Annotated in this window: 16 protein-coding genes and 1 riboswitch; of the genes, 8 read left to right on the top strand and 8 right to left on the bottom strand. The window is 71.7% G+C overall.

The window, feature by feature from the left end:
* Position 1: 1 nt before the first annotated feature.
* The gene (locus ACYVP9_RS18300; protein WP_460606364.1) at positions 2–610 is read left to right on the top strand and encodes an acVLRF1 family peptidyl-tRNA hydrolase; all 609 of its coding nucleotides are present in this window, start codon (positions 2–4) and stop codon (positions 608–610) included.
* 72 nt (positions 611–682) lie between these two features.
* Here the strand turns inward: ACYVP9_RS18300 and ACYVP9_RS18295 are convergent, their stop codons facing one another.
* Positions 683–2,017: a UDP-glucose dehydrogenase family protein gene (locus ACYVP9_RS18295; protein ID WP_460606363.1), complete on the bottom strand. Its 1,335-nt coding sequence runs from the start codon at positions 2,015–2,017 to the stop codon at positions 683–685.
* Positions 2,018–2,115: 98 nt separating this feature from the next.
* On the opposite strand from ACYVP9_RS18295, the gene pgi reads away from it, so the two are divergent.
* Together pgi and gnd are read left to right on the top strand one after the other, a co-directional pair.
* Positions 2,116–3,774, top strand: a complete 1,659-nt coding sequence (gene pgi, locus ACYVP9_RS18290; RefSeq protein WP_460606362.1) for a glucose-6-phosphate isomerase — start codon at positions 2,116–2,118, stop codon at positions 3,772–3,774.
* Position 3,775: 1 nt separating this feature from the next.
* Positions 3,776–4,795, top strand: a complete 1,020-nt coding sequence (gene gnd / locus ACYVP9_RS18285; protein ID WP_460606361.1) for an NADP(+)-dependent, decarboxylating phosphogluconate dehydrogenase — start codon at positions 3,776–3,778, stop codon at positions 4,793–4,795.
* A gap of 165 nt (positions 4,796–4,960) precedes the next feature.
* Here gnd and ACYVP9_RS18280 read toward each other — a convergent pair whose 3' ends face one another.
* From ACYVP9_RS18280 to gndA, 3 genes are all read right to left on the bottom strand, one after another.
* Positions 4,961–6,136, bottom strand: coding sequence for an ATP-binding protein (locus ACYVP9_RS18280; protein WP_460606360.1), 1,176 nt, complete (start codon positions 6,134–6,136; stop codon positions 4,961–4,963).
* 87 nt (positions 6,137–6,223) lie between these two features.
* Positions 6,224–8,716, bottom strand: coding sequence for a CASTOR/POLLUX-related putative ion channel (locus tag ACYVP9_RS18275; RefSeq protein WP_460606359.1), 2,493 nt, complete (start codon positions 8,714–8,716; stop codon positions 6,224–6,226).
* Between the two features lie 75 nt (positions 8,717–8,791).
* Complete coding sequence (gene gndA / locus ACYVP9_RS18270) at positions 8,792–10,231, bottom strand: NADP(+)-dependent, decarboxylating phosphogluconate dehydrogenase (RefSeq protein WP_460606358.1); 1,440 nt, start codon at positions 10,229–10,231, stop codon at positions 8,792–8,794.
* Positions 10,232–10,413: 182 nt separating this feature from the next.
* Between gndA and ACYVP9_RS18265 the strand changes: the two genes are divergently transcribed.
* Both ACYVP9_RS18265 and ACYVP9_RS18260 read left to right on the top strand, forming a co-directional pair.
* A complete protein-coding gene (locus tag ACYVP9_RS18265) occupies positions 10,414–11,886 on the top strand; it encodes a DUF1800 domain-containing protein (RefSeq protein ID WP_460606357.1) in 1,473 nt (490 codons plus the stop codon).
* A gap of 21 nt (positions 11,887–11,907) precedes the next feature.
* Positions 11,908–13,245, top strand: a complete 1,338-nt coding sequence (locus ACYVP9_RS18260; protein ID WP_460606356.1) for a DUF1501 domain-containing protein — start codon at positions 11,908–11,910, stop codon at positions 13,243–13,245.
* Between the two features lie 58 nt (positions 13,246–13,303).
* On the opposite strand, the gene ACYVP9_RS18255 is transcribed toward ACYVP9_RS18260, so the two are convergent.
* Positions 13,304–13,834 (bottom strand): SRPBCC family protein, encoded by a 531-nt coding sequence (locus tag ACYVP9_RS18255; protein WP_460606355.1) that lies wholly within the window; start codon positions 13,832–13,834, stop codon positions 13,304–13,306.
* A 35-nt stretch (positions 13,835–13,869) separates the two neighbouring features.
* On the opposite strand from ACYVP9_RS18255, the gene ACYVP9_RS18250 reads away from it, so the two are divergent.
* Positions 13,870–15,081 (top strand): amidohydrolase, encoded by a 1,212-nt coding sequence (locus ACYVP9_RS18250; RefSeq protein WP_460606354.1) that lies wholly within the window; start codon positions 13,870–13,872, stop codon positions 15,079–15,081.
* A 16-nt stretch (positions 15,082–15,097) separates the two neighbouring features.
* Here the strand turns inward: ACYVP9_RS18250 and ACYVP9_RS18245 are convergent, their stop codons facing one another.
* Positions 15,098–15,547 (bottom strand): hypothetical protein, encoded by a 450-nt coding sequence (locus ACYVP9_RS18245; RefSeq protein WP_460606353.1) that lies wholly within the window; start codon positions 15,545–15,547, stop codon positions 15,098–15,100.
* A gap of 89 nt (positions 15,548–15,636) precedes the next feature.
* On the opposite strand from ACYVP9_RS18245, the gene ACYVP9_RS18240 reads away from it, so the two are divergent.
* Positions 15,637–16,170 (top strand): NUDIX hydrolase, encoded by a 534-nt coding sequence (locus tag ACYVP9_RS18240; protein ID WP_460606352.1) that lies wholly within the window; start codon positions 15,637–15,639, stop codon positions 16,168–16,170.
* A 4-nt stretch (positions 16,171–16,174) separates the two neighbouring features.
* Here the strand turns inward: ACYVP9_RS18240 and ACYVP9_RS18235 are convergent, their stop codons facing one another.
* Positions 16,175–17,623 carry a serine hydroxymethyltransferase gene (locus ACYVP9_RS18235; protein ID WP_460606351.1) on the bottom strand — a complete coding sequence of 483 codons (1,449 nt, stop codon included), beginning with the start codon at positions 17,621–17,623 and terminating at the stop codon, positions 16,175–16,177.
* A gap of 20 nt (positions 17,624–17,643) precedes the next feature.
* Positions 17,644–17,729: riboswitch (ZMP/ZTP riboswitch) on the bottom strand.
* A gap of 4 nt (positions 17,730–17,733) precedes the next feature.
* Positions 17,734–19,851 (bottom strand): putative bifunctional diguanylate cyclase/phosphodiesterase, encoded by a 2,118-nt coding sequence (locus tag ACYVP9_RS18230; protein ID WP_460606350.1) that lies wholly within the window; start codon positions 19,849–19,851, stop codon positions 17,734–17,736.
* Positions 19,852–19,970: 119 nt separating this feature from the next.
* Between ACYVP9_RS18230 and ACYVP9_RS18225 the strand changes: the two genes are divergently transcribed.
* Complete coding sequence (locus ACYVP9_RS18225; RefSeq protein WP_460606349.1) at positions 19,971–21,134, top strand: acyl-CoA dehydrogenase; 1,164 nt, start codon at positions 19,971–19,973, stop codon at positions 21,132–21,134.
* Positions 21,135–21,239 lie beyond the last annotated feature (105 nt).

The following is a 21,239-nucleotide window of genomic DNA, read 5'->3' as shown; positions in this document are numbered from 1 at the left end:
CGTGCCGCCGCCGTCCGACGCCCGCCGGGTGACGGTCGCCGCCGAGCGGTTGGCCCGCTGGCTGGCGGGCTTCGACGAACGCCACGGCGGCTCGTCGTCCGTCGTGGCGGACGGGTGGGTCGAGCTCACCGGTGCGGACGGCGACCGCGCCTGGATCGAGGTGCCGTTCCCGCCGCTGTCGGGTGACCTCGTCGACCACGTCACCCGCAGCCGCCGCATCGGGGTGCTCCTCGTGCGCCGCGGCGGGTACGCGGCCGGATTCTTCGACGGCACGACCCTCGTCGCGTCCAAGACGGGGTCCAGCTACGTGCAGGGCACCACCAAGAAGGGCGGCTGGTCGCAGCAGCGCTACGCGCGTCGCCGCGCGAACCAGGCGGACGCCGCCTTCGCGTCCGCCGCCGACGGGGCCGCACGCGTTCTCGCCGACGCCGAGCTGGACGGGTTCGTCGCCGGGGGTGACCGTGACGGCGTGCGTGCGGTGCTCGCCGACCGACGGCTCGCCCATCTCGAGCCGACCGGCCCCTGGCTCGAGGTCAAGGACCCGCGGCTGCGGGTGCTGCAGGCGACGCCGGATCAGTTCCGCGCGGTGCGCATCGGCCTCGTCCCGTAAGCCCGACCCCACTCCGATCCCGGGTTTGGCGTGTTCCCCCGGCATGCCGGGGAAACACGCCAAACGTAGGTGTCAGGGGCGGCCGAGCGCGCGGTACTGCCAGCCGGCGGCCCGCCACTGCTTCGGGTCGAGCACGTTGCGGCCGTCGACGATCTTGCGCTGGCCGACCAGCTTGCCGACCACACCCGGGTGCATGTAGCGGAACTCGTCCCACTCGGTCAGCAGGAACACGATGTCGGCGCCGTCGAGGGCGTCCTCGAGCGACGTCGCGTATTTGAGCTCCGGATGCTTGGCCTTCGCGGTGTGCAGCGCCTGCGGGTCGTAGATCATCACGTCGCCCTCGCGCCGGCCGATGGCGGCGGCGACGTCGAGCGCGGGAGAGTCACGGATGTCGTCCGAGTTCGGCTTGAACGCCGCGCCCAGGGCGGCCACGCGGCGGCCGCGGTACGACCCGTCGAGCAGGTCCAGGCCGAGTTCGACCGTGCGGGCCCGGCGCCGCTGGTTGATGCTGTCGACCTCGTGCAGGAACGACACCGCCTGGTCGACGCCGAGCTCGCCGGCGCGCGCGATGAACGCGCGGATGTCCTTCGGCAGGCAGCCGCCGCCGAAACCGAGGCCCGCGCTGAGGAACCGGCGGCCGATGCGGGCGTCGTAGCCGATGGCGTCGGCCAGCTGGGTGACGTCCGCCCCCGTCGTCTCGCAGATCTCGGCCATGGCGTTGATGAACGAGATCTTGGTGGCCAGGAACGAGTTGGCCGCGACCTTGACCAGCTCGGCGGTCGCGAAGTCGGTGACGACGACCGGCGTGCCCGCCTTGATGACCGGCTCGAACGCCGCCCGCAGCTGCTTCTCGGCCCATTCGCTGTTCACGCCGAGCACGAGCCGGTCGGGACGCAGCGTGTCCTGCACGGCGAAGCCCTCGCGCAGGAACTCGGGGTTCCACGCCAGCTCGGCGCCGGTGTCGGGCGACAGCTCGTGCAGCAGCGTCTCCATCCGCGCCGCCGTGCCCGCCGGGACGGTCGACTTGCCCACGACCAGTGCCTTGCGGGTCAGGTGCGGAGCCAGCGAGCTGAAGGCGGCCTCGACGTAGCTGACGTCGGCGGCCAGCTCGCCCTTGCGCTGCGGCGTGCCGACGCAGACGAAGTGGACGTCCGCGAAGTCGGCAACCTCGCGGTAGTCGGTGGTGAAGTGCAGGCGGCCGCTCTCGAGATGTTTCGTGAGCAGCTCGGGCAGTTCGGGTTCGAAGAAGGGCACCTCGCCGGCGCGCAGCTTGTCGATCTTGGACTGGTCGACGTCGAGGCCGATCACCTCGAACCCGAGCTCGACCATGCACACCGCGTGGGTGGCGCCCAGGTATCCCGTGCCGATGACCGACAGCCTCGGCCGGTCCCCGTGTCGTTCCGTCACCGGCACAGGCTAGCTGCCGCCGGCCGGGCCCGGGTCGGGTGCGGGCGGGTCTGGTACGCATGGGCTATGGCGATTCCCACAGCGGGCAAGCTGACCCCGTGGCTCCTACCGTGACCGACCCGAACCCCCTTCCCGACCGCCCCGCCTGGCAGGCGCTGCGTGACCACCACGCCGCCGTCGCCGGCACCCACCTGCGCGACCTGTTCGCCGAGGACGCCGACCGCGGCGAGCGCCTGGCCGCCGAGGCGTGCGGCATCTACCTCGACTACTCCAAGAACCGCGTCACCGACGAGACCGTCCGGCTGCTGCTGCAGCTCGCCGACGAGTCGGCGTTGCGCGAGCGCATCGACGCGATGTTCGCCGGCGAGAAGATCAACATCACCGAGGACCGCGCCGTGCTGCACGTGGCGCTGCGCGCCCCGTCCGGCGAGCGCATCCGGGTCGACGGCGTCGACGTCGTGCCCGCGGTCCACGAGGTGCTCGGACGCATGGCCGAGTTCGCCGAGAAGGTGCGCTCCGGCCGCTGGCTCGGCCACACCGGGCAGCCGATCCGCAACATCGTCAACATCGGTATCGGCGGGTCGGACCTCGGCCCGGTCATGGCCTACGAGGCGCTGCGGCACTACTCGCAGCGCGACCTGACGTTCCGGTTCGTGTCCAACGTCGACGGCACCGACTTCGCGGAGGCCACCCGCGACCTCGACCCCGCCGAGACCCTGTTCGTCGTCTCGTCCAAGACGTTCACGACGCTCGAGACGATGACGAACGCGACGACGGCCCGCGAGTGGACCCTCGCCGCCCTCGAGGACGAGTCCGCGATCGCCAAGCACTTCGTCGCGGTGTCGACGAACTCGAAGGCCGTCGGCGAGTTCGGCATCGACGTCATGAACATGTTCGGGTTCTGGGACTGGGTCGGCGGCCGCTACTCGATGGACTCCGCCATCGGGCTGTCGACGATGATCGCGATCGGTCCGGACGGCTTCCGCGAGCTGCTCGCCGGCTTCCACGAGATGGACGAGCACTTCCGCACCGCGCCGTTCGAGCGGAACCTGCCGGTGCTGCTGGGCCTGCTCACCGTCTGGTACGCCGACTTCTTCGGCGCGCAGACGCAGGCGGTGCTGCCGTACGACCAGTACCTCAAGCGGTTCCCGGCCTACCTGCAGCAATTGACGATGGAGTCGAACGGCAAGCACGTCACCCTCGACGGCCGCACCGTCGACTACGCCACCAGCCCGGTCTACTGGGGCGAGCCCGGCACGAACGGTCAGCACAGCTTCTACCAGCTGATCCACCAGGGCACCGAGCTCATCCCCGTCGACTTCATCGGGTTCGCGCACTCGCTCAACCCGCTCGGCGACCACCACGACCTGCTCAACGCGAACGTCTTCGCGCAGGGCGAGGCGCTCGCGTTCGGCAAGACCGCCGAACAGGTGCGTGACGAGGGCACGGACGACTGGCTCGTGCCGCACCGGGTGTTCGAGGGCAACCGTCCGTCGAACACGCTGCTGCTCGACCGGCTCACCCCCCACACGCTCGGCCTGCTGGTCGCGCTGTACGAGCACAGCGTGTTCACCCAGGGGACGATCTGGTCGATCAACAGCTTCGACCAGTGGGGTGTCGAACTGGGCAAGGTGCTGGCCAAGAAGGTCGCGGGTGAGCTCTCGTCCGACGACGAGCCCGACCTCGCGCACGACAGCTCGACCAACGCGCTGATCCGCCGCTACCGCGCGGCACGGGACAACCGGAAGGATGCCTGACATGCAGCTCGGAATGATCGGCCTCGGACGCATGGGCGCCAACATCGTGCGGCGCATCATGCGCGACGGCCACACCGCCGTCGCCTTCGACACCAACCCCGACACGGTGAAGCAGCTCGCGGACGAGGGCGCCATCGGTTCGGACTCGCTCGAGGACTTCGTCCAGAAGCTCGACAAGCCCCGGGTCGCCTGGGTGATGATCCCGGCCGGCATCACCGACAAGGTGGTGGAGCAGCTCGCCGACCTCATGGACGAGGGCGACATCATCATCAACGGCGGCAACTCGAACTACCGCGAGGACTACGACCGCGCGGCCGCGCTCGCCGGGCGCGGCATCCACTACCTCGACGTCGGCACGAGCGGTGGCGTCTGGGGCCTGGAGCGCGGCTACTGCCTGATGATCGGCGGCAACACCGAGGCCTTCGAGCACTGCGAGCCGGTCTTCGCCTCGATCGCCCCGGGCGTCGGCGACATCGAACGGACGCCCGGACGCGAGGGCGACCCGGCCCCGGAGGAGCAGGGCTACCTGCACTGCGGTCCCGCCGGTGCCGGCCACTTCGTCAAGATGGTCCACAACGGCATCGAGTACGGGATGATGGCCGCCTACGCCGAGGGCCTCAACGTCCTGCACAAGGCGAACGCGGGCAAGACCGAGAAGACCCACTCGGCCGAGGAGACCCCGCTCGACCAGCCGCAGTACTACCAGTACGACCTCGACATACCCGCCATCACCGAGGTGTGGCGCCGCGGGTCGGTCGTCGCGTCCTGGTTGCTCGACCTCACCGCAGGCGCGCTGCACGGCGACCGCGATCTCGAGCAGGTCGCCGGCCGCGTCAGCGACTCCGGCGAGGGCCGCTGGACGATCAAGGCCGGCATCGACGAGGGCGTGCCCACCCCGGTGCTCGCGGCGTCGTTGTTCGCCCGCTTCTCCTCCCGCGGCGAGGCGGTCTACGCCGACAAGCTGCTGTCGGCGATGCGCAAGGCGTTCGGCGGCCACAACGAGCTGCCCACAGGCGAGTGAGCCGAGCGGAGCCGAGCTTGCTCGAGCTCCCGAGGCGATCGAGCCTGTCGTAGCGGCGAAGCCGCGAACACAGGCGAGTGAGCCGAGCGGAGCCGAGCTTGCTTGAGCTCCCGAGGCGATCGAGCCTGTCGTAGCGGCGAAGTCGCGAACACCGAGGAGTAGCCGTTACACCGGGTCGGTCCACTCGGCCCGGTTGATCACGTAGTCGGCGAAGCCGGGGATGGTGAACTCCAACCGTCCCCGGCCGGCGGGCTGCACGAGCCCCTTGTCGATCAGCCGCGCGCGGGGCACCGACAGCTCGGCCGTGGTCGCCGACAGCCGGGTGGCGATGTCGGCCCGTTGTGCCGGACCGTCGCCACCGAGTTCGGCGACGGCGCGCAGCATGCGCCGTTCGCCCGGGGTGGCGTTCTGCCATCGCGAGCGGAACAGCGCGTCGAGGTCGGCCCGCATCGCCACGTCGCCGGCGCGGACGTGCTCGACGGTGAGGGTGGCGCCCCGGTCGGGACGCCCGGCGGCCGTCCACGTGGTGTCGCCGATGAGCTGCACCGAGTACGGGTAGCCCTGCGCGATCGGGTGCGCGGCGGCGAGCGCGTCCGGGTGCCACTCGACCCCGAGTTCGCGGGCCGGCCCGACGAGGGCGAGGGCGGACGCGTCGGCGTCGAGCCGGTCGAGGGAGCGGTAGGCGAACCGCTCGCTGAAGGTGACGACCTGCGCGATGGTCTCCGGGGTGGTGGCCAGGCCCGCCGCGAACACACCGGCGGGCAGGCCGACGCCTTCGCTCTGCAGGTGCTGCCACGCGTAGGCGAGGGTGCGCAGGCCGTCGGGGTCGGCGGCCTGGATCTCGTCGACGAACAGCACGAACCCGCTGTGCTCGTGCTTGAGCGCGCCCGCGACGGTGTCGCGGACGAGCTGTTCGAACTCCCGCACGCCGTGGGCGGACGGCGGCCGCCGCGCCGCCGCGCTCGCCTCGACCTGGGCGACCCCGGGCACGCCGAGGGTGAGCGTCAGCCGGCCGAGGGTCTCGCGCAGCCGCTTGCGGGCCGCGCCGTGCCAGGTCGCGCTGGCCCGTTCGAGCTCGGCGGCCACGGCGGCCAGCAGGCCGCCGGTCTCGCCCGCCGTCACCCACGCGGTGAGGGCGCCGCGCTCCTCGGCGCGACGCTGCACCGCCCGCAGCAGCGAGGTCTTGCCGATGCCGCGCGCGGCGACGTCGATGTGGATGCGTCCGAGCAAGCGGCGCAGGTCGACGAGGTACGCCAGGCGCTCGTCGGCCTCGGCGAGCTGGACGTTGCGACCGACGACGACCCGGGCCACCTCGCCCGGCGTGTAGGGACTCGGCTGCATGCCGCACCCACCTTGTTATAGATCCGAAGTTCTATAGCAAAGCGTATCGAGAGGGTCCGACAGTTCCGTCCGTACCGGACCGGGCGCTCAGAACGTCGGGCGCTGCTCCGGCGGACGGGGCGAGGGATACGGCGCGGGAGACGGCGACGGGTAGGGCGACGGCGACCCCGCGGGCGGCACGGCTGCGTGGGGAGCCGCCGGCGGCGCCGCGTACGGGCTCGTCGGGTACGGCGAGGCGTAGGGCGTCGACGAGTGGTGGTCGTCGACCGGCGCGCTCGGACCCGCGGCGGCGGGGGCCGTGCTGTGGGAGTACGGCTCGGGATACCGCTCGGCCCGGGGCTCCGGAAGCGGGTCGGCGTAGCCGTACGGTTCCGGCTGCGGTTCGGCCGGCGCTAAGGCCTGCGGTTCGGTCCGGGCGGACGGCGCGTAGGGGTCGACGACCGGCAGCGGGTCGGGCTCGACCTGCGGCGGACGCAGGTACGCCGGCGGCTGGTGCGGCGGCGCGCCGGGCGGCTGGGACAGGTGCGCCGGCGGCAGCGCGGCGCGGTGACGGGCGTCGCCGTCCGGGGTGCGTTCGGTGATGCGGTTGCGGACCGGCCCGGAGTCGCCGTCGAGCCGGGACGTCGAGACCGGCGTGGGCGGGAAGACGACCGGCTCGGCCTGGCGCGCCGACCGCTGCGCCAGCACGAGCACCTGGTCGTTGGGACCGAAGCGCAACGGCGTCGACTTGGGCGGGTTCAGCACGACCGGCGCGTTGCCGATGCGGTAGCCGAGGGCGCTCGCACCGCGGGCGGCCGCCGTCGCCACGACGTGCGCGAACGTGGTCTCGGCGGTGCTCGTGTACCCGTGAGCGGGGTGCAGCGACACGAACGAACCCTCCGGGGCGAACAGCTCCCCGAACACGTCCTGCAGGTCGAGGCGCTCGGACAGCTGCGCCATCATCAGGCTCGACAGCTCGTCGCTGATGACGAAGTCGTCGATGCTGGTCGTCTGCGCGATCGGCACGCTGGAGCGGTCGAGCATCTCGGCGACGACGCGCGGCCGGTTGCTGCTGCCGGCCCACGCCCGCTGCATGGCCAGCAGCGTGAGCATCGAGCGGGCGTCCGCCTCGCCGGCGGACATGCGGTCGCGGTAGCCGAGCACGATCGCCTGGTCGTAGTCGGCGCGGTCGAGCGCGCGGATGAGCGGGATCGCGCCGGGCGAGACGCCGTGGACGGCCAGCCGGCAGCGGGTCGGCGGCAGGCTCACGGCCCCGCTGTCGAACAGGGCGCGGTCGACGAGGATGTCGATGAGCGAGTCGGCGGTGAGGAAGCGGTCGAGCTCCTCGATGACGGTGACGCCCAGCCCGCTCCAGCCGATGATCGCGATGCGCTGGCGGCGCTCGGCGAACTCGCGGTCGCGGGCGGTGAAGTCGGGGCGGACGTCCGACCGGAACCCGGTGAACAGCACCGTGTCGTCGTCCTGGGCCACGGCGATGATCTCGTCGTCGGCCTCGACGACGGTGTGCGGCGGCGGGTTGAGCCGGGTGACGCCGTTGCGGCAGATGCCGATGACGCTGGCGTTCTCGAACGCGAGCTGCACGTGTGCGTACGCGACGCCGGCCGTCTCGGGCACCCGGGTGAAGTAGATCTCGTCGCCGTCGAAGTCGAGCAGGTCGCGGAAGACGGCGGCCAGACCGCCCTGGTGGCACGCCTGCGCCGTGACCTGCGCGATGACGTCGTCGGCGCGGACGGTGGCCACGCGGTGGTTCGTGACCTCGCGCAGCGTGATGGCTGTGTCCTCGCCGGACATCTCCGCGACGACCCGGATGCGGGAGAACTCGGGGTCGATGCTGCGCAGGGCGAGGACGGTCTTGATGACCCCGGCGTCGCCGCTCTCGGTGGCGAGCACGATGACCGAGCGGGCGTCCTCGACGTTGACCAGCTTGAGGTCGTTGACGTCGCCGACGTCGCCGGTGCGGCACACCACGCGGGTCGTCCTCGTGTCGGGGACGAGCCGCTTGAGCTCGTCCTCCATCTGCTCCTTGGGGCAGTCGGCGAGGACGACGAAGTTGCGGCCCTTGTGGTTCGAGTTGGCCTCGACGATCTCGGCGAGGATGGACGGCAGCCGCGGCGACCAGCCGAGCACCAGGGTGTGGTTGTGCTCGAGCACCAGGCTGCGGCCCTTGCCCAGCCGCTCGATGCGCTGGTCGACGGCGTTGGCGATCAGACCGATGAGCGAGCCGGCCAGGAAGATGCCCGACAGGGTGACGACGAGGCTGAGCACACGGGTGGGCCAGTCGCGGTCGCTGGCGAAGGTGCCGGTGTCGAGCACCCGCAGCAGCGACTGCCAGAACGCCTCGTCGAAGCGCAGGCCGCCGCCGCCGTTGATGCCGCTGAGGTTCAGCACGGTGAGGATCGAGGCCGACACCACGATGACGCCGAGCATCATCAGCGCCAGCCAGCCGATGACCACGACGGGCCCGCGCGACAGCGCCAGGTCGAAGCGGTAGCGCCACCGGCGCGCGAAGCCGTCGGAGTGCCCGGCGCGGTCGCGATCGGGTCCGGTGGAGCTGCCGGAACGGCGGCTGTCGCGTGTCACGCGCGGAGACTAACCCCCGCCTTCACTCCGGCGAAACGTCCGAACGGTCCGCCAATCGTCCCGTCCTGGTCGAACTCAGGCGTCGTGTTCCCGGCCGTCGCCGGCCCACTCGACGTGGTACGAGCCCTCGGCGTCGACCCGCTTGTAGGTGTGGGCGCCGAAGTTGTCGCGCAGGCCCTGGATGAGGGCGGCCGGCAACCGGTCGCGCCGCAGGCCGTCGAAGTACGACAGCGACGACGCGAACGCCGGGACGGGCAGGCCGGCCAGCGACGCCTTCGACACCACGCGGCGCCATGCGTCGACGCCGTCCTTGACGGCATCGGCGAAGTAGGGCGCCGTGAGCAGGGACGGCAGGTCGGCGTTCTCGCCGTAGGCGTCGTGGATGCGGTTGAGGAACCGGGCCCGGATGATGCAGCCGCCGCGCCAGATCATGGCCATGGCGCCCGGGTCGACGTGCCAGTCGTACTCCTCGGACCCGGCTTTGATCTGGTCGAAACCCTGCGCGTACGCGACCACCTTGGACGCGTAGAGCGCCTTGCGGACGTCCTCGACGAACGCGTCGCGGTCGTCGACCGCGAGGTCGCCCACCTCGCTGCCGAACGCGTCCTGCGCCGGTCCGCGCTGCTCGGCGTGGCCGGACAGCGCACGCGCGAACGTGGCCTCGGCGATGCCGGTGATCGGGACGCCGAGGTCGAGCGCGCTCTGCACGGTCCAGCGGCCGGTGCCCTTCTGCTCCGCCTGGTCGAGGACGACGTCGACGAACGCGCCGCCGGTGCGGGAGTCCTGCTGGGCGAGCACCTGGGCGGTGATCTCGATGAGGAACGACTCGAGGTCGCCCTCGTTCCAGCCCCGGAAGATCTCGGCGAGCTCGGCGGGGGAGGCGTCCAGGCCGTGGCGCAGCAGGTCGTAGGCCTCGGCGATGAGCTGCATGTCGGCGTACTCGATGCCGTTGTGCACCATCTTCACGAAGTGTCCGGCGCCGTCGGGGCCGACGTGCACGCAGCACGGCTCGCCGTCGACCTCGGCGGCGATGGACCGGAAGATCGGCCCCAGCTTGTCCCAGGCGTGCTGCGAGCCGCCGGGCATGATCGACGGCCCGTTGAGGGCGCCCTCCTCGCCGCCGGAGACGCCGCAGCCGACGAAGTGCAGGCCCTGGTCCGACAGCGCGGCCTCGCGGCGGCGGGTGTCGGCGTAGTGGGCGTTGCCGCAGTCGACGATGATGTCGCCCTCGTCGAGCAGCGGGACGAGTTCGTCGATCACCGCGTCGGTCGGGTCGCCGGCCTTGACCATGATGATGATGGCGCGCGGCTTCTGCAGCGACGCGACGAAGTCCTCGAGCTTCTCGGACGGGACGAAGTCGCCCTCGTCGCCGTGCTCGGCCACCAGCTTCTCGGTGCGGGCATGGGTGCGGTTGTGCAGGGCGACGGTGTGGCCGTGCCGGGCCAGGTTGCGCGCCAGGTTGCGGCCCATGACGGCCAGTCCGGTGACGCCGATGGTGGCGGTCGCTTCACTCATGCCTTCGAACCTAGCCACCTCGCGGACGGGTCTCACCGTCCGGACCGTTCCGCGGGCGGCGTGAGGGGTGTCCAGGGACTTCCGTCCCTCCGCTGGCGCGGAACGACTTCTTGATGCTAACTTCACACCGCGGGATGTCGTTGACCGGTGGGGCCGGTCGTCGAGGCGAGAGGCACCACCCCATGGCCGCCCGCATCTACCCGACCATCGCTCAGGCCAAGGCCGCCGCGAAGCGCACGGCCGTGGCGCCCCTGGTCTGGGATCCCAACACCCACCTGCTGTCCCGCTTCTCGTTCGGGCCGACCATCGCGGGTCGCACCTGGCTGGCGAGGAACGGCCCGGACAAGTGGTACGCGATGATGGTCGAGCGGGCGCGCACCTATCCCGGCTACTCGGCAAGCAAGGCCGTCGCGGCGGCCGGTCCGCTGCTCACCAAGACGCCCTACGACGCCCGGCAGTGGCTCAAGAGCAACAACCGCGAGTACGGCTGGGACGTGATGGACCAGCTCACCCGCGTGACGCTGGGGCTGCAGGCGTGGAGCCCGTCGCAGCTGTCCGAGGTGCTGGTCGACTTCTTCAGCAACCACCTCAACGTGCCCAACCACAACGGCGACATGTGGGTGACGCGGCACGCCTACGACCGGGACGTCATCCGCAGGTACGCCACCGGCTCGTTCACCAACATGCTGCTGGCCTCGTCGAAGCACCCGGCGATGCTGACCTACCTCAGCCTGAAGGACTCGACGAAGACCGCGGTCAACGAGAACTACGGACGGGAGCTGCTCGAGCTGCATACCGTCGGGCTGAAGTACAGCGAGAGCGACGTCAAGAACGCCGCCCGGCTGCTCACCGGCCGCACCGTGACCGACAACAGCTTCCACTACGTCTTCGACGACTACATCCACCCGACCGGCAAGGTCACCGTCCTCGGCTTCACCCACGCCAACGCCAGCGCGGCCGGCGGCGAGAAGGCCGGCGACGACCTGCTGCGCTACCTGGCCTCGCACCGGTACACGGCGCTGAACCTGGCCCGGAAGATGTGCGTGCGCTTCGTCTCGGACACCCCGTCCCAGGACCTCGTGAACGCCGTGGCCCAGGCGTATCTCGACAACCGCACGCAGATCCTGCCGATGGTGTCGACGATCCTGCGCTCGGTCGAGTTCTGGCAGAGCCGCGGCAGGAAGGTGCGCCGTCCGGCGGAGAACCTGATCGCGACCGTCCGGATCCTGGGAATCGGCGTCACGAAGATGGCGGACGCGCTGAACACGCTGACCTGGACCAGCGGCGGCATGGGCAACACGCCGCTCGACTGGCCCGCCCCGAACGGCTACCCGGACGTCGCCACCGCCTGGCGTTCGGCCGGGACGTTGCTGGACACGTGGGAGGCCCACCTCGGCCTGGCCGGCGGGTGGTGGGGCGGGCTGACGAAACCCGACCCGACGACGCTCTACGCGGGCGCCAAGACCAGCGGTCAGGCGGTGGCGATGCTCGCGCAGCGCCTGACCGGCATGGCGTGGTCGGCCACGCACCTCGCGACGTTGCAGACGTTCCTCGGTGAACCGGCGTCGACGGCGCTCGACCGTTCGGTGCTGCGCTGGCAGACCGTTCCGCTCGCCGCCGTGATCCTCGACGGTCCCCACTTCGCCCTGCGCTGACCCCACCGAACGGATCCCGCGATGACCGACACGACCAGCCCCCTGGCCGATCTCGAATGCGCCCTCGAGGCGAAGGCGGCGCGCGTGAGCGCCGAGCTCGCCGCCCAGGACGCCGCCTGGTCCGGCGGATGGACCCGCCGCCGGTTCCTCGCCGGCGCCGGCATGGTCGGCGTGGCCGCGATGGGCACCCAACTGGTGACCGCCCGCGCTGCCTATGCCGCCAGCCCGTCGACGTCCGACCGGACCCTGATCGTGATCTTCCTGCGCGGCGCGGCGGACGGCCTGCGCATCCTGCAGCCCAACACGTCCGACCTCGGGCTCGACCACCTCAAGCAGGTGCGGCCCTCGCTGGTGCTCGGGCCCTCGCAGCTGGTGGCGCTCGACGGCACCGCCGGGTGGGGCCTCAACGCGAAGCTCAAGCCGTTGTACGACGCGCTGTGGTCGACGGGGGAGCTCGCCTTCGTTCCCGGCTGCTCGCAGCCCGGCGTCTCGCGCAGCCACTTCCAGGCGCAGGCGTGGCTGGAGAAGGGCGGCTCGGACACCGCGTCGAGCGGCTGGCTCGAGCGGGTCCTCGAGGGCATCGGGTCCGGCACGACGTTCCGCTCGCTCGCGCAGGGCTCGGCGCTGCCGATGTCGCTGGCCGGCCCGGTGTCGTCGCTCGCGATGAACTCGATCAACGACTTCCAGTTCCCCGGCTGGGACGGCATCCGCGCCCAGTCGGCGGCCGCGGTCAAGGCGCTGTACCGCGGGGTGGGAGGCACGCTCGGCGAGGACGTGCCCACGACGATCGCGGCGCTCGACACCGCGACGTCCATCCGGGCCATGCCGGCCACGTCGGTGCCCTACCCGAACGGCAACCTGCCCGGCCAGTTGAAGAACCTGGCCCGCATCCTGCGCGCCGAGGTCGGCCTGCAGGTCGCCACCGTCGACGTCGGCGGGTGGGACACCCACACCGACGAGGCCTCCGACCTGGACAACAACCTCGACCTGACCGCCCGCTCGCTCAAGGCGTTCATGGACGACCTGGGGCCGGAGCGCCGCAAGCGGGTCACCGTCGCGGTCATGACCGAGTTCGGACGCCGCGTGGCCATGAACGACAGCGGCGGCACGGACCACGGCCACGGCAGCGTCATGTGGCTGCTCGGCGGCGGCCTGGCCGGCAGCGGCGTCTACGGCAAGTGGACGGCGCTGTCGAACGCGACCGTCAACCAGGGCGCCTTCTCCGGCGACGTCCCCGGTGTCAACAACCCCTTCGACGTGCTCGGCGAACTCGTGCAGAAGCGGTTGAACGCGGGCTCGCTGACCCGCATCTTCAGCAACTACTCGCCTTACCAGCTCGGGGTGGCCACCAGCCTCTGAGACCGCCAGGAGCAGGCCGCCCCCTGACGGGCGCCGGGTGATCGCAGGATGGGGTCGATCACCCGGCGCCCCCCTCGTGCGCCGCGCTGCGTTCGGCGAGCGCGCGCAGCGTCCGCAGTTGCTTGCGCATCATCACGAGATCGCCGAGCACCAACGGCGTCGACAGCATCCGGCCCAGCCGTCCCCGCGTCTCGAAGGCGATGCGGCCGAGCAGCCGGCACCCGCCGTCCGTCGCGACGACGCGGTAGGTGAGGGCGACGCGACCACCGCCGAAGCGACCCGCTGCCGTGACGTGCTCGTCCGTCGCGAACGACCGGATGCGGAACACGACGCCGAAACGCTGGCCCACCTCGAGCCGGTCGAGGCCGGGCGTGAGCGTCCGCGGGCTGCGGCGGCCGAGGTTGTCGACCAGGTCGTAGCTGTAGGGCGCGACGCGCACCTGGCACACCCAGCGGAACACGACGGACGGCGGCGCGGCGACGTCGACGCCGCGGGTCGCGACGACGGGGTCGCTCAGCAGCTCGTCGCACGGGTACGTGGCGGCGTGCTCGGCGGTCGTCACGCCCCACGCCTCGCCGAGTCGCGCCATGCCCCGAACCTAGCCAACCGCCTAGTGTCGGGTTCATGCCGATTCCCCGTTCTGCCAGCGTTGCCGTCGTCCACGGCCGGGTCGTCACCGGAGACGGTGCCGTCCACGAGGACGGCACCGTCCTCGTCGAGAACGGCCTGATCACCGCCGTGGGCCCGGACGTCGCGGTTCCGGACGGGGTCGACACGGTCGACGCCACCGGACGATGGGTGCTGCCCGGTTTCGTCGAGGCGCACGCGCACGTCGGCATCGACGAGGAGTCGCAGGGCTGGGCGGGCGACGACACCAACGAGATGACCGACCCGAACGGGGCGCGGTTCCGCGCGCTCGACGCGATCAACCCGGCGGACGAGGGCTTCCGCGACGCGCTGGCCGGCGGCATCACGTCCGTCGTCGTCAAGCCCGGTAGCGGCAATCCGATCGGCGGGCAGACGGTCGCGCTCAAGACCTGGGGACGTGTCGTCGACGAGATGGTGATCAAGGCGCCCGCGTCGGTGAAGAGCGCGCTCGGCGAGAACCCGAAGCGGGTCTACGGCGAGCGCAAGCAGACGCCGTCCACCCGCCAGGGCGTCGCCGCGATCATCCGCGACGCGTTCACGCAGGCGCAGGACTACGTGGCGCGCCGCGACCACGCGGCGTCCGAGGGCAAGCCCTTCGACCACGACCCCACCTGCGAGGTGCTCGCGCAGGTGCTGGCCGGCGAGCTGTCGTGGAGCCAGCACTGTCACCGCGCCGACGACATCGCCACCGCCGTCCGGCTGTCCGAGGAGTTCGGCTACAAGCTCGTGGTCAACCACGCCACCGAGGGTTTCCTGCTCGCCGACGTGCTCGCCGAGAAGAACATCCCCTGCGTCGTCGGGCCGATGTTCACCAGCCGCTCGAAGGTCGAGCTCCGCGAGCGGACGATGGCCAACCCGGGCCGGCTGGCCGCCGCCGGCGTCGAGGTCGCGATCATCACCGACCACCCGGTGGTGCCGATCCACTTCCTCGTGCACCAGGCGACGCTGGCGGTCAAGGAGGGCATGACCCGCGACGCCGCCCTCGCCGCGATCACGATCAACCCCGCCCGCATCATGGGCATGGACGACCGGGTCGGGTCGCTCGCGCCCGGCAAGGACGGCGACGTCGTGATCTGGGACGGCGACCCGCTCGACGTGATGAGCCGCGCGCTGCGCGTGTTCGTGTCCGGTCAGCCGGTGTACCAGTGGCACGACGGGGTCGGCTCGACCCTCAGTCCCTACGCCTGAGCGCCGTCGTCCCCGATCAGCGCGGCCGGAAGAACCGGCTGCTCGGCCGCGCGAGCAGCAGCACCACGATGCCGACGGCGAGCAGCGCCCCGGCGACGTCGAGCATGCGGGTCGGCACGGGCTGATGCCGGCCGAGCCGCGAGAACGTGGTCACCAGGCTGATGCCGGCGAGCAACCAGGTCGCGAGCCGCGCCCAGTTGCGTCCCTGGGTGACGTGCCGGGCGAGCAGCGGGAACAGCAGCAGGAAGGACACGTACCCGACGACGGTGACCCGGACCGCGGTGTCGACGCTCGCTTCGGGTGGCGGCGGCGTCACGTCGCGCAGCAGCCGGCGGAACTCGTCGAGTTCGAGCAGCAGCACGACCAGTGACACCAGGCTGACGGCCGCGGCCGCCACCATGAGGCGGGCGGCGTGCACGACCGCACGGGGCCGGCCGAGGGCCCGCTGCGGTGCCGTGTCGAGCATCGTTGCGCCCCGATCGCCGCTGGTGCCGCGAGCGTAGGTGCTGCGGGGCCCCGGACGTGGGAGGCCGGACGGGCCGTAGCGTCGGCGTGGTGACCACGGGACCGGACGCCGACGACCGCCCGCGCTACCCGCGTCGCACCGTCCGGGTGTTGCTCGTCGCCGGCGACCGCCTGCTGCTCGTGCACGACAGCGACACCGGCAACGGCTACTCGTGGTGGATGACACCGGGCGGCGGCATCGACCCCGGCGAGGACGTGCCCGCCGCGGCCGTCCGCGAACTCGCCGAGGAGACGGGTCTGCGCATCACCCGCGGCGACGTGCTCGGCCCAGTGGCGCACGTGCACGTCGTGCACGGCTACAGCGACAAGATCATCGACCAGGACGACGTGGTCGTCGTCGTCCGCACCGAGGTGTTCGACGTCGACACGTCCGGGTTCACCGACGACGAGAAGAACACCGTCCTCGGCCTGCGGTGGTGGACCCGCGCCGAGCTCGCGGCGACGGAGGACCCGGTGTGGCCGGTACGGCTGCTCGGGCTCTGGGACGCCGCCGACGACCCCTCGACGTGGCCGCTCGCGCTGGCCGACGTCGAGGAGTCGAGCGTTCCGGTGCGGCCCGCCTGAGGGCTCAGCCGAGGTCGAGGCCGGGGTAGAGCGGGTTCGCGGTGAGCAGCTCGTCCGCCGCTGCCTGCGTCTTGGCCGCGACCCCGTCGGCGATCGTGTACTTGGCCTTCGACGCGCCGCCGCTCGCGGCCGCGGTCGGCTCGGTGGCCGTCAGGACGTCGACGATCAGCTCGGCGACGCGGTCGAAGTCGGCGGTGTCGAACCCGCGCGACGTCAGCGCCGGCGTGCCGATGCGGACGCCCGAGGTGTACCAGGCGCCGTTCGGGTCGCGCGGGATGGCGTTGCGGTTGGTCACGATGCCGGAGTCGAGCAACGCCGACTCCGCCTGGCGTCCGGTGATGCCGAACCCGCTGACGTCCAGCAGCACCAGGTGGTTCTCGGTGCCGCCGGTGATCAACCGGACGCCGCGCTTCGCGAGGCCCTCGGCGAGCGCGACGGCGTTGTCGGCGACGGCCTGCGCGTAGGTGCGGAACTCGGGGCGGCGGGCCTCGGCGAACGCCACCGCCTTGGCGGCCATCACGTGCCCGAGGGGACCGCCCAGCACCATCGGGCATCCGCGGTCGACGGCGTCGGCGAACTCGGGCTGGCACAGCACCATGCCGCCGCGCGGGCCGCGCAGCGACTTGTGCGTGGTGGTGGTGACGATGTGCGCGTGCGGCACCGGGTCGTAGTCGCCCGTGAAGACCTTGCCGGCGACGAGCCCCGCGAAGTGCGCCATGTCGACCATGAGCACCGCGCCGACCTCGTCGGCGATCTCGCGCATCGTGGCGAAGTTGACTTTGCGCGGGTACGCGCTATAGCCCGCGATGAGGACGAGGGGCCGGAACTCGCGGGCGGTGGCGCGGACCGCGTCGTAGTCGAGCAGGCCGGTCTCGGGGTCGGTGCCGTAGGACGCCTGCTCGAACATCTTGCCGCTGATGTTCGGACGGAAACCGTGCGTGAGGTGGCCGCCGGCGTCGAGGGACATGCCCAGCGCGCGCTGGTTGCCCATCGCCCGGCGCAGGGTCTGCCAGTCGGACTCGCTCAGGTCGTTGACGTGCTTCGCGCCGGCGTCGGCCAGCGCCGGGGCCTCGAGCCTGGTGGCCAGGATCGACCAGAAGGCGACGAGGTTGGCGTCGATGCCCGAGTGCGGCTGCACGTAGGCGTGGGGGGCGCCGAACAGGGCCTTGGCGTGGTCGGCGGCCGCCTGCTCGACGGTGTCGATGTTCTGGCAGGCCGCGTAGAAGCGGTGCCCGACGGTGCCCTCGGCGTACTTGTCGGACATCCACGTGCCCATCGTCAGCAGCGTGGCGGGCGAGGCGTAGTTCTCGCTCGCGATCAGCTTCAGTGACGAGCGCTGGTCGGCGAGCTCGCCGCGGATCGCGCCCGCGACGGTCGGCTCGACCGACTCGATGACCTGCAGGGCGGCCCGGTAGGCGCGCGAGGCGGCGTCGGCGTCGAACGGCTGGGACATGTGGGCCTCCGTCGGTCGTAGCGGTGGGCCCAGGCGCGCGGCGGTGTCGTCCGGACCGCTCCCCGGTGGTCGGCCCACCTCTGCAGCGCCAGTCACGGCCCGCCGCGAGATTACCGCACCGGCGCGGAGGCGGTGTCCCTCAGCGCGTCCCTCAGCACGTTCCTCAGCACGTCACGCTCCAGGGCCGCGGCGGTCGTGGCCTCGTCGCGGGCCGCGGACCACAGGTAGCCCTGCGCGCGGCGGCAGGACGTGCCCGCCAGCCACCGCGCCTGGTCCTCGTGCTCGACGCCCTCGGCCACCACCGTGAGGTCCACCGCCGACCCGATCGACACGACGGCGGCGGCCACGGCCGCGTCGTGCGCGTCGCGCGTGACGTTGTCGAGGAACGACTTGTCGATCTTGAGCGCGTCGACCGGCAGCGTCCGCAGGTACGACAACGAACTGAACCCGGTGCCGAAGTCGTCGATCGCGATGCGGATGCCGTGCTCCCGCAGCACCCGCAGGTGGTCGGTCACGGCCTCGATGCCCGTCGCCAGGGTGCTCTCGGTGATCTCGAGCACGAGCGACGCGGCGGGGAAGCCGGTGAGTCGCAGGACGGCGAGCACGTCGTGGGTGAAGCCCGGCCGCACCAGCTGCTGGACGGTGATGTTCACGGACATGTCCAGCGGACGTCCCGCGAGCGCGTGGAACCGCACACCCGCACGGCAGGCGTCGGTGAGGACGGCGCTGCCGAGCGCGTGCACGAGACCGGTCTGCTCGGCGACGGGCACGAAACGGGACGGGGGAACGGCGCTGCCGTCCGACCGGGTCCAGCGCGCGAGCGCCTCGTACCCGACCACGTCGCCGGAGTCGAGGTCGATCACCGGCTGGAAGTGCGGGACGACGAGCCCGTCGTCCAGTGCGGCCTGCAGCTCGGCGCGCAGCGCGAGCCGGTTGAGGGTGTCCTCCTCGAGCGTCCCGTCGTAGACCTGCACGGTGCCGCGGCCGCGGTTCTTCGCGAGGTACATCGCCACGTCCGCGGTGCGCAGCAGCTCGACGCCGTCGGAGTCGTCGGCGGCGATCGCCGCGACTCCGACGCTGACGCCGAGGCAGACCATCTGGCCGGCGACGTCGATCGGACGGCCGAAGGCCGCCAGCAGGTCCTCGGCGATGGGCAGCGCCGCCGCGGCGTCGAGGTCGTCGAGCAGCACCGCGAATTCGTCGCCACCGAGGCGCGCGACGGTGTCACCGGGGCGGACGACGTCGACGGCGCGCCGGGCGAACTCCTGCAGCACGGTGTCGCCCACCCCGTGACCGAGGCTGTCGTTGACGGCCTTGAAGTCGTCGAGATCGCAGAAGAGCACCGCCACGTGGCGCCCGGCCTCGTCGCGCCGGACCTGCAGGGCGTGGGCGAGGCGGTCGGAGAACAACCGGCGGTTGGGCAGGCCGGTGAGGGCGTCCTGGAACGCCTGCCGGGTCAGCTCGCGCTCGAGCTGCACGCGCCGCGTGACGTCGCGCAGCGTGATGACGGTGCCGCCCACCGCGGGGTCGTCGGTGCGGTTGGCCACGGTGCCCTCGACGTCGAGGGTGTTCCCGTCGGCGTGCAGCAGGCGGGCCGTCACGGTGGCATCGACCCCCGGGCGGATCAGCTCGGCCACGAGACCCAGCTCGACCCGGTCGTCGCGGACGAGCAGATCCGTCCACACCGTGCCCACCAGCTCGGCCGGAGCGACGCCGAGCAGGGCCCGCGCCGAGGGGCTGGCGTACGTCACGACACCGTCCGCGTCGGCCACCAGGATGAGATCGGCCGAGCGCTGCACGAGCGCGGCGAGCCGCTCGGCGCCGTCCGCCGTCGCCTTCTCGGCCGTCAGCAGGTGCTCGACGCGGCGGTGACGGCGGACGAGTCGCTGGAACCACAGCGTCCAGCCGATGGTCGCCAGGGCAAGCAGCCCGGCGTAGAGCACGTCCGCGATCGGCGTGGAGCGCACCTGGACGTGGATGGCGTGCAGGATCACGAACTCGCCGGACACGACGGCGGTCACCGTCGTCCACACCAGCCACGGGGCGAGGAAGCCCGTCGTCCGCCCACCCGCGCGCCGCTCCGGGGCGGACGGGGCGGACGGGGCGGACGGCGCGGGGTGCGGGGCGGCGCTCGTGGCGGTGACGGCACCCGTGCCCGCAGCGGTGCCACGCGAGCCGGCGCCGGGCCGGGATGCCGCCGGGCGCGGTAGTGGTGCGATCGCGGTCATGAGGCCCTCCGTGGCCAACTCGTTCGCATTTAGCTAACACGGATTTGACGCGATGCGCAATCGGGACGCCGCCCGAGCACCCGGAACCGGAACCGCTAGGACGTCCTACTATCTGAGGTATGAGCATCGGGAATCCGGACTTCGACCAGTACCAGCTCACCGACGAGCAGCGGATGCTGCGGCAGGCCGTCCGCGAGCTCGCCGACGACCGCATCGCGCCCCGCGCCGCGGAGATCGACGAGACCGCCGAGTTCCCGCACGACGTCAACGACGCGCTCGTCAAGGCCGGCTTTCACGCCGTGCACGTGCCCGAGGAGTACGGCGGCATGGGGGCGGACGCGATCTCGTCCGCCATCGTGATCGAGGAGGTGGCGCGTGCCTGCGCGTCGTCGTCGCTGATCCCGGCCGTCAACAAGCTCGGCTCGATGCCGGTCATCCTCAGCGGTTCCGAGCAGCTGAAGAAGGAGGTGCTCGCGCCGCTGGCCGCGGGCGAGGTCATGTTCAGCTATGGGCTGAGCGAGCGCGAGGCCGGGTCGGACGCCGCCTCGATGCGCACCCGCGCGGTGCAGGACGGCGACCACTGGGTGCTCAACGGCACCAAGGCGTGGATCACGAACGCGGGCGTGTCCAGCTACTACACCGTCATGGCCGTCACCGAGCCCGGCAAGGGCGCGAACGGCATCTCGGCCTTCGTCGTGCACAAGGACGACCCGGGCTTCTCCGTCGGCACCCCCGAGCGCAAGCTCGGCATCAAGGGCAGCCCCACCTGCGAGCTGCACTTCGAGGACTGCACCATCCCGCTCGACCGCATCGTCGGCGAGCCCGGCACGGGTTTCAAGACCGCGCTGAAGACCCTCGACCACACGCGCCTGACGATCGGCGCGCAGGCGCTCGGCATCGCGCAGGGCGCGTTCGACGCAGCCCGCGCCTACGTCAAGGAGCGCCATCAGTTCGGTAAGGCGATCGCCGACTTCCAGGGCGTGCAGTTCATGATCGCCGACATGGGCATGCGCATCGAGGCCGCACGCCAGCTCGTGTACTCGGCCGCCGCCCGCGCCGAGCGCAACGAGCCGAACCTGACCTTCACCTCGGCGGCCGCGAAGGTGTTCGCGTCCGACACGGCGATGTCGGTGACCGTCGACGCCGTCCAGCTCTTCGGCGGCGCCGGCTACACCAAGGACTTCCCGGTCGAGCGCATGATGCGCGACGCGAAGATCACCCAGATCTACGAGGGCACCAACCAGATCAACCGCATGGTCATGGCGCGCCAGCTGCTGAAGTAGCGCGCAGGGACTGTTCCATCGGTCAGGCGCTGTCGCGCGGCGGCGGCCGAGCGCCAGGTCGCGCCCGACGAACGGCGTGCGAACCATCGCAAAGTGATGCGCTCG

This window comes from Jatrophihabitans fulvus, from assembly GCF_054781375.1.
This window is presented reverse-complemented; position numbering and strand designations above follow the sequence as displayed.